We start from the raw sequence: 9934 nt of genomic DNA on the forward strand, positions 1-9934 counted from the left end.
AAAGCTTTACGTGTGATGGCCAGTAAACCTGCAGCACAAAGGTATTTTTTCTCTTTCGCCCACATTCCCATAACTAACCTCACCTAATGGTTTACGAAAAAAAATTTCTTTTTTAGTTTATCACAGAGGGAATTTTTTTCAGCGGGAATCGCTGATGATAAAGCGCTCTTGTAAATAGAGAAAGAGGGTTTAAAGCTCAAATATTAAAATTTTTAATTCAGTTACATTTCTAATGCATAGATGAAACGCCAAGGGAGGTGAGCATGTTCACCTGCATAGTCGATGCCTACACGTGGTCCTATTATTAAATTCTTTTTTTCGCAACAAATATGATGATCCTCTAGCCAGATAAGAGGCCCTGTCAATAGTAAACCATTATGGATAGTATTGATGCCTAAAGCTTGCGTTAATGTTCCTGGCCCGCCCGCAAGGCTAGCTTTATTTTTAGTTTTATAGCGCCGTTTAATCATTTGCTCAACGCCAATAGTAGGTTTAATAGCGCGAATCAAAATAGCATGGGGAATTTCAATACTGTTAGTAACAATATTAAACATGGCATGAATTCCATAGATGCGATACACATAAGCATGCCCACCAGCATGATACATCACTTCATTACGTTTGGTACGGCGGCCGCCATATGCGTGAGAAGCTCGATCTTCGGGACCTCTGTAAGCTTCCGTTTCAGTGATAATTCCTCCCGTATAAACACCATTGATACAGGTCATCAATACTTTGCCTAATAGCTCTTGGCTAATCTGCAAAACATCGTCTCTTAAATAAAAATCTAAAGGAAGTTTTTCCATTATTTTTTTGATTTTTTCTTGCTTGGGAATTTTTTTGAGCTTTTTCTTTTTGAGGCAGTATATAGAAAATCTTTTAACCTGGGTTTAGAAACAGGACGAGAGGGTAAAGGTTTCCTCATTTTCTTTGACTTTAGCAGCGTAGATTTTACCTCAGGTATAAGTGTCCAGGAGCATTCCAAGGTAATAAAATCAACTTTTTTTAGCATGATAGTAATTTTGTCTCCTGCTACAAAAGTTTTATGAGTATGGCGTCCTTTTAAAGCCAAATTGCCTTCATCATATATATAGTAATCCCCATCCAGCTCCGATACATGTAAATAGCTTTCAAGCATTACATCTAAAACCTCAAAGATTATCCCAAAATTTTTTATACGGGTGACCACAGCTTCATACTGTTGGTAGGGCTCTATTTGCTGGCGGGAATATAGCAAGCGCAATTTCTTGAGAGTTTTTACACTAGCTTCTGCTCGAGCACTTTGTCTTTCTTTTTCTGAGCAATTATTAGCTACAATTTCTAAAGCTTCATAAGCTTCTTCTTCATGGAAAAGCGAGCGATGAATCACTAAGTCAATATAACGGCGTATAGGGCTTGTAAAATGACAATAATGAGTTAAGCCTAAACCAAAGTGACCTATATTGTTCGGTGAATAAATAGCTAAACGCATGCGGCGTATATAACTTGTAGCTAGATACTGTCCATAGGAAGAATTCATAGCTTCTTCAAAAAGCTTTTGAATTTCTGCATTACTGGGCGTATCAGATAAATTATAGCCAAAAGCTCTAGCTAACGCGGCAAATTCTTTCATGCTTTCTTCAGCAGGCTCATCGTGAACGCGGTAGGTCAAATTTTTACCTATCGCTGTCAAATGCCTGGCGACTATTTCATTGGCTTTCAGCATAAATTCTTCCACCAATTGATGGGTTATATCATAGGTAATATAATCTGTACCCTGAGGCATACCTTTTTCATCCACTAAAATGACCAGCTCTGGCAAAGCAAATTCAATACTTCCTCTCTCAAAGCGTTTTTTCTTCAATAAGCTGCATAACTCCACCATAAGATGGAGAGTAGGAGCGTGGGGAGAAAGCTTTTTACCTTCTAAAATTTGCTTAGCTTCTTTGTAGGTAAAACGTTTCTTGCTTTTGATTACACTGCGGGTAATGCGATAGTCAATTTCGTTCCCATTACGATCAAAAGTAATTAAAACAGAAACGGTCAGTCTATTTACTTGAGGTTTAAGGCTGCATAAATTATCAGATAAGATGGAAGGAAGCATGGGAAGACAGGTTCCGGGAAAATAAGTAGAGTTGCACCGCATAGCAGCCTCTCTATCTAAAGCTGTCCCAGGCGTCACGTAATAAGATACATCTGCAATATGAACTCCTAGATGATAATGCCCCTGCTGATCTTTGGAAAGGTGGATGGCATCATCAAAATCTTTAGCCGTATCGGGGTCAATAGTAAAGCATTCAATCTTACGAAAATCCTCTCTTCCTTGAAGATCTTTGGCAGAAACTCGCGTCCCTATTTTTTTCGCCTCATCTATAGTCTGTGCAGAAAAATCAGAGCGTAAGCCGAACTCTTCGATTGCTGCTTTAACATCACAAGAAGGATCGGAGATATGTCCAAGGTAGTGAGAATATTTACAATATGTTTCCGTATCTTTGCTGCCCCAGTCTGTGACTTGCATAACTATTCTATCGCCTTCCTGAAGGCTCCTTTCTTTTGAAGGCTCAACAATCACTCTTTGAGAGAGGCCTAGTAGAGGAACATAAGCTAGAATTTCACCATACCGATCTACTTTTCTTATTATTCCGGCTACATGAGTGCGTGCTCGTTCTAGAATGGCTATAACTTTACCTTCAGGTCCTTTTTCTTTAAAAGGGGGAGCTTCCACACGTACTTCAACTATATCTCCATCTACCGCATTCTGAATTAAATGCTTGGGAATAAAGATGTCCTCCGAATAAATGGATGGATTTTCAACTTTTAGAAATCCAAATCCTCTTGGATGGACGCTTAAAGTGCCTTTAACAATTTCGGTTGTCGAGCTTTTCAGGGCGTAACGTTTATGCTCTAGGCTAGCTAAGCCTGATTGATGCAAATGGGTGAGGACTCTGCCGAAAATTTCGCGATACTGCTCGGGCAGATGCAACCGTTCAAAAAGCTCGGATTCATTCATAGCTAAGTACCCTTTACCAGCCATAAATTCTTGAGTAATTTTTAGCAAGTTTTCATACAGACGATCTTCTTTACTTTTTTGGATGGAGCCGAGCTCCTTTTTTTTTGACTTTTTGTTGTTCTTTCGCATAAAGTTCTAACGGTTCTTTCTCATAAATTTATACGTATACTACTTTGGATAAAAGAATGAAATATGATCACAAAAAAATTGAAGCAAAATGGCAAAAATTTTGGTCTGATAATAAAACTTTTAAAGCAGAAATTGATCCCTCTAAGCCTAAGTATTATATTTTAGACATGTTTCCTTATCCTTCGGGAGCAGGTTTACATGTAGGACATCTTATAGGATACACAGCTACAGATATTTTGGCACGCTATAAAAGGCAAAAGGGCTATAATGTACTACACCCTATGGGGTGGGACAGTTTTGGATTGCCTGCAGAGCAATATGCTATACGTACTGGCACACATCCAGCCGAAACCACAAAATATAATGTGCTTAATTTTAAGCGCCAGCTTTCGCGTGTAGGTTATTCCTACGATTGGGATCGGGAAATTTCTACTAGCGATCCATCTTATTTTAAATGGACGCAATGGATTTTCACCCTTTTATATGAAAGAGGATTAGCTTACGAAGCAGAGATGATGGTGAACTATTGCCCTGCCTTAGGAACAGTGCTAGCAAATGAAGAGATTGAAAATGGCTTTAGTAAAGAAGGAGGTCATCCTGTTGAGCGCAGGCCCTTACGCCAATGGATACTAAAAATCACTGCCTATGCTGAACGCTTAATTAAAGACTTAGAATTAGTCGATTGGCCAGAAAGCTTAAAAAAATTACAAATTAATTGGATCGGAAAAAGTGAGGGGGCTTCTATACGTTTTCCGATAAAAAATAGCGATTGTTGCCTAGAAGTTTATACTACACGTCCTGAGACACTTTTTGGCGTAACTTATCTGGTTTTAGCTCCTGAGCATCCTTTGGTTTCAAAGATTACTTCAAAAACTCAGCAAGCTTGCACAGCAGAGTATCAAAAAACAGCAGCTTCTAAAACAGATTTGGAAAGAACAGATCTAAATAAGAATAAAAGTGGCGTTTTTATAGGTGCTTATGCCATTAACCCTGCCAATGGCAAAGACATTCCGGTATGGATTTCGGATTATGTTATCCCGGGGTATGGTACCGGCGCTATCATGTCTGTTCCTGCCCATGACGAGCGCGATTTTGAGTTTGCTAAAAAATTTGATCTTCCACTGGTATATGTCTACAACGTTCATCCAGAAGATTCGATGGTCTATCAAGCTGTAACGGAGGAGAGCGTATGTATTCATAGTGAAAATGAGGAAATTTCCTTAAATGGCTTGAAGCAAGCTGAGGCTACAAAAAAAATTATCGAGTGGCTAGAAAGAAAAGGGATAGGTAAAAGTACGGTTACTTATAAATTGCGCGACTGGTTATTTTCGCGCCAAAGGTATTGGGGCGAACCTTTTCCTATTTTGCATTTTGAAGATGGGACAAAGCGTGTCCTGGAAATAGACGAGCTTCCTTTAACGTTGCCAGCCGTGTCTAACTATAAACCCTTAGGCGATGGCCAAAGCCCCTTAGGTAAAGTAGAAGACTGGATAAATATCCATGATAGTAAAACAGGTAAAAAGGCTCGACGAGAGACAAATACGATGCCTAATTGGGCAGGATCTTGTTGGTATTATCTACGATTTTGTGATCCGCATAATGATCAACAAGCCTGGGGCCAAGAAGCAGAAAAATATTGGGGTCCTGTGGATATGTATGTAGGAGGAGTAGAGCATGCTGTCTTGCATCTTTTGTATGCTCGTTTTTGGCATAAAGTACTTTTCGATTGCGGATATGTCAGCTTTTGTGAGCCTTTTAAGGCTTTGCGCAATCAAGGTTTAATGGTAGCACGTTCCTATCAAAATAGTTTAGGAGCTTATGTGGCACCTGAAGATGTGATCGAAAGAGAAGGCCATTACTTTCATCGGCAATCAGGAGAAGAGCTTAAAAGCCAGATTGATAAGATGTCTAAATCTAAGCTTAATGGTGTCTCACCGGATGACGTGATTGAGGAATATGGTACCGATGCATTGCGATTATACGAAATGTTTTTAGGACCCTTAGATAAAGAGAAGGTATGGAGTTCAGAAGCGGTGAGCGGTTGCCGACGTTTTCTTGTTCGTTTTTATGAAATGGCTACCTCAGATAAGCTAACCTATGAAGATTCCGAAGAAGCTTTTAAATTAGGCCATCGCCTAGTGCATGGAGTAGAAAAGGATATTGAAGCTTTACAATTCAATACCGCTATTGCCAAAATGATGGAATTTATAAATGACTTTACAAGATTGCCTTTATATCCTCGTTCAGTCGTTAAGATGGCTACGCAAGCTTTAATGCCGTTTGCTCCTCATCTTGCAGAGGAAATTTGGGAGTTACTAGATTGTAAAGAAGCTCTATCTTTTGCCCCGTTTCCCCAAATTAATGAAAATTATTTAGTGGATTCGCATGTTACTTACATCGTCCAAATTAACGGTAAGCTTAGGGCTAGATTAACGCTACCTATTGATATATCCCAAGAAGCAATCCTTGAAGCCGCGGAAAAAAATCCTTTGGTTACTAAACATTTAGAAGGTCAAACTGTACAAAAGATTATTTTTGTGCCTAATAAACTATTAAACATTGTAATAGGTTGAAAATTTAAAGGCTTATTGGATATCTATCTAAATAGGTGAGTTTAATAAAGTTAAGTTTTCTTGTATGTTAAATAGCTATCTTTCATGGATAGCTAAATAGGGGAAGGCTTAAAATTAAAGAGTTTCGACCATGGCCTAAGCCTTTAAGAGGGTAGGAGATGTGTAAGCATTCCTCCTATCTTATCGGCTAGGCTTATTATTTTTTTAAATTTAAAGGCAAAGCCTTAAATCTGTTAAGTTTTTATTAAAAGCATTGTTTCATTTTTTATTTGATATCTTTTTTTTCAATTATTTTATTGTCCATGTTATTATAATTTTATCGTTGTAATGCAGCTCCTATATTTTGCAGCAGCTCTTTAATCCCTGCTATATTTAATAAAAGCGATCTTTTTAAGGAGCAAGCTAGCTTCCCACGAATGAAACCTTTTTTAGATGATATATTTATAATTTTTAAGAAAATAATACGCTTTGAAAAAACCAAGTCTGCATACCTAATCCTTTAAAAATTGCCTCTTTATTTAATGAGAGCAATTTTATAAAGCATGAGATTACATAAGAAGTAGCTTGAGAAGTAGCTTGAGAGTGTATAATTAAATTTTTACAAATAACTTTTCTTCTCATTCTCAGTTTAGTTAAATCACTTTTCGGGGTTTAGCTAATCTTCCCTTTTCTCATGTGGCAGAGTTTCAATTTGCCATTCCTCTTTATTGTAAATAAAAGGAAACTCAGCACCCTTAACACCTATTAGCTCTTTTGCATGGCGAAGTCTTTCTCTAACTCCTGGCTTATCGAATATTTCGAATGCTTGCATTAAGCCTAAAATATTTTTATGAAGCTGGCGTGGAGCCGTTACCAGGGTAGAAGCCTCAAAAATTGCCAGCACTTCTTTCCATAAAGGAGATTCTTTCTCTTCTTGATAAATCGGTTTATCTTCTAGATCGCACATGATTAATACCATTTTAAGCAAGAGGCTCACTACAATATCTGTTCGATCTGTCGCATCAGAAGAGAAGCAAGCAAAAGCATCGGCTTTCATAAAGGGTAGAAGGGCTAATATAAGGCGAGCATTAAACAATTTAACAAAAATACGTCGATGGCTTTGCATCAAGGGATCCACATCTTTAAAAAAAATTTCCTTTACTTCATACATACATTTAGTGGCCAATTCCTTGAATTCCAAGCTGATCTTCCACGCTTTGGGAAATACATAGTCAGCCCGATTACTTGATTCTTCTGCTATTCCTGGAGAAATAATTTTCTCCATCAGGGCAGCCATAAAGGCTTGCGTTGTTTTATAACGAGGAATGTGAGGGGCCGGATCCATGTATTCTTCCTTAGGATAGAATAGGGCCGAATGGTTTAAGGGGAAAATAGCCACAAAAGTTGATAGCCATTTTTCACGGTTAAGGCTTATCAATGCATCAGTTTTAGCTCTTTCTGATTCATGTTTATTAAAAGTTTTGCTTTGCAAATTGATTAATAATAAGCGGTGCGAACCTGCTGAAAAAGTATCAAATTCAGGGTTTAAGCCTGTTTTCGAAGTAGGTCTAGCAAAGCGATGAAAATTTACTATTTTTTCTGAGCCATCTTTTTGGCTAACTTTGAGGTTTAAAATCTTGTAGGGAATCTTACACTGCTGATGATGATCTTTATATTTCAGTGTTTTCCATCCTAATAAATCGAGCAATGGAAGCTTATAGTGGGGGGGTAAAGCTACTATAGCGGCGTGTTGGACTTCTATAGGTAACAATAAAAGATTGCTTTGCCTATAAACTATAAAGCGCGTCTCTTTTTTAATTAACTCTTCCAATCCTATAGGCATTATTTCTTTCAAGGCCTTTCTCATTAATGCCACGCCATTAATCTCTGTAAACATGTGATCACACAGCTGCTTTAGCACCAAGGCATAACCACTAGCTGATTCTTCACCTAGCGATTTGTATAATTCAAAATCATCTTTAGCGTCTTTCAATATCTCTCGCAATTTGGATAGGCAAGCTATATGAGATTCTTTCCTCATCTGATTATAGACAGGGGATTTACAAATCTTAGATCCAATATCGTTCGAAAGCGGCAGCCGCAAATCCGTTAAAAGTTTTATCAATTCTTCTACTTTTTCTTGGATAAGAGGGGAGTGATTAGGCCTATTAGAGAGCTTGTCATGGATGAAAGCTTCGTTATTTACTACCCATTCATGCATAGATTTTAAAAGAGTAAAAATCTTTTCGTCCCTCCAAATGACTTTTCCCTCGTCTTTTTCCTCTTTCCAATAGCTTGCTAAAAAATTAGGAATATGCCAAAAAGTAGATAGCCATGAGTCTGAAGGAGTCTTCCACGTTCTTAAAAATACTTCAATTAATTCTTGCTTTTGTCCTAGCGGTAATAAGCTTTCCTGAACTATTTTTTCGCATAACAAATCCCATTTGGCTTTTTCTAAAGTTCCTTGAGCATAGCAACTAGAAAGATCTTCAAGAGTAAAAAGTAGGGTCTCAAATTTTTCTTTTCTAAAGCATTTACCATTAGAATAAGCGTTATATTGCCACAGATAGCGTTGATACCTTATTTCGGCAACACTCATCTTCAATTGCTCGGAGATAAATTCCCATAGTTCTTTTTCATCCGAATATTTAAGAGGAACTTTACAGATTTCGCTACAAAATAAGTCCCATTCCTCATCCCTTAAACTTTTTTGCTTATATTTTAAGATTAGCTGTTGGCAAGTAAGGATAATCTTATCATAGAGCGTCTTATAAGTGTGAGTTTCTTCACTTTTTTGTTCTTCAATAGATAAAGAAGATAAGGTATTGACATAACTTTCAAGGGCTGCCATTTGAATGCGTAATTGGTATATTAGTGGGGGATCTCCTTCTCTGTTAGACCAGATATTAAAGATAAGCCTTAGCAGCTCTTTTTGATGTTCGTGGCTGCAATGAATTGTAGTGATCCGTTGATATAACCATTCGGTATTGAAGGGGTGTTCCTGCTCTTTAGGCGAAGAGTAGTAATGGGTAAAAAATTTTAACCTTTTGAAAGCTATTTTAAAGCTGTTTTCAGCACTATGCGGTTTAAACCTAAATTTCCATTCCAAATCTGAGAAATGTACTTCTAAACGCTCTTTTCTTAATTCCAACTCAGCGTGTAATGACAACTTTTCTTTAAACAATTCGTAAATTTTATTTTCATTTTTAACCGATAAATTTAAACGAATGATCTGTCCGCGGATGGCATCCCATGCTTCCACTACATCCAAATCCAAATTATTAAATCTCTCAATAATAGCAGCAAGCTCTTCCATTTTTCTTAAAAAAATCCGTTGATATTGAAGAGGAGTTTTATCAGCATCTTGTAAGTCTTCAAAGCTAATGTAAGAAGAGGCAAGGGCTCCTTCCTGTGCTGCTTTAAAATGGGTAGTTAACATATAGGATGGCCTTATAAATTAAATTTTATAGTAATTTTTCCTTATATAGATTCGCCCGACGCAAATAAAGAAAATATTACAGGCAATAGACTAGTTTTAAGATAACAAGATAGAAAAACAAGGACTTAAGAGTGATATTTTTATGCTTGATGCCTTAAAGGTCGATTTAGTAGTTTACAGATTTTTTTAATTTTTCTTCGATCAGTAAGGGTAGCGATTTTTAAGTTTTAATGAATATAGTTATAAATATTTTTTAATTGTTAATTTTTTCTATTGCTAAAAAGGAAATTATAGAAATAAGCTTTTGATATTTTGCAATTGGAAGAAAGGCTTTAATAGGAGGATGTACGCAAGTAAGCTGCCACAGAAAAATGCTAACCTGTAGAGGGAGGATTCTATAGGCCTGCAGCTAGCCAAACACGCTTGCACCCAACTCATTTTACTGTAATATTTTTGTTTGCATTACCTGTTTGGCAGTAATGATTTAAGTAGGGCAATGCTCCTGGTCACCTCCCCATTTAGAACGGTTCTATAAATTAAACGAATGTTCAGAAAAAAATTCTACGGATTTGTCAATCCTCACCCCCGCCCTAAAAATAAAAAAGTCTAAAAAATATTAAAAAATGCTTAGTTGGCATTTAATCGGGCATAAATTTATAAGAACTTAATCTCAGCGATTCCCGCTGAAAAAAATTCCCTCTGTGATAAACTAAAAAAGAAATTTTTTTTCGTAAACCATTAGGTGAGGTTAGTTATGGGAATGTGGGCGAAAGAGAAAAAATACCTTTGTGCTGCAGGTTTACTGGCCATCACACGTAAAGCTTT

Annotated in this window: 4 protein-coding genes; 1 reads left to right on the forward strand and 3 read right to left on the reverse strand. The window is 37.1% G+C overall.

Annotated elements, in window-relative coordinates; all coding sequences use genetic code 11:
* Positions 1–221: 221 nt before the first annotated feature.
* Both NEOC95_RS07175 and rnr read right to left on the reverse strand, forming a co-directional pair.
* Positions 222–806 carry a DNA-3-methyladenine glycosylase gene (locus NEOC95_RS07175; protein WP_213152325.1) on the reverse strand — a complete coding sequence of 195 codons (585 nt, stop codon included), beginning with the start codon at positions 804–806 and terminating at the stop codon, positions 222–224.
* Positions 806–3118, reverse strand: coding sequence for a ribonuclease R (rnr, locus tag NEOC95_RS07180; protein WP_213152326.1), 2313 nt, complete (start codon positions 3116–3118; stop codon positions 806–808). The genes NEOC95_RS07175 and rnr overlap by 1 nt, the downstream gene beginning before the upstream one ends.
* A gap of 56 nt (positions 3119–3174) precedes the next feature.
* On the opposite strand from rnr, the gene leuS reads away from it, so the two are divergent.
* Positions 3175–5691 carry a leucine--tRNA ligase gene (leuS, locus tag NEOC95_RS07185; RefSeq protein WP_213152327.1) on the forward strand — a complete coding sequence of 839 codons (2517 nt, stop codon included), beginning with the start codon at positions 3175–3177 and terminating at the stop codon, positions 5689–5691.
* Positions 5692–6346: 655 nt separating this feature from the next.
* Here the strand turns inward: leuS and NEOC95_RS07190 are convergent.
* Complete coding sequence (locus tag NEOC95_RS07190; RefSeq protein WP_213152328.1) at positions 6347–9109, reverse strand: hypothetical protein; 2763 nt, start codon at positions 9107–9109, stop codon at positions 6347–6349.
* Between the last annotated feature and the right edge of the window lie 825 nt (positions 9110–9934).

The sequence above is a fragment of the Neochlamydia sp. AcF95 genome (assembly GCF_018342455.1).
GTDB lineage: Bacteria > Chlamydiota > Chlamydiia > Chlamydiales > Parachlamydiaceae > Neochlamydia.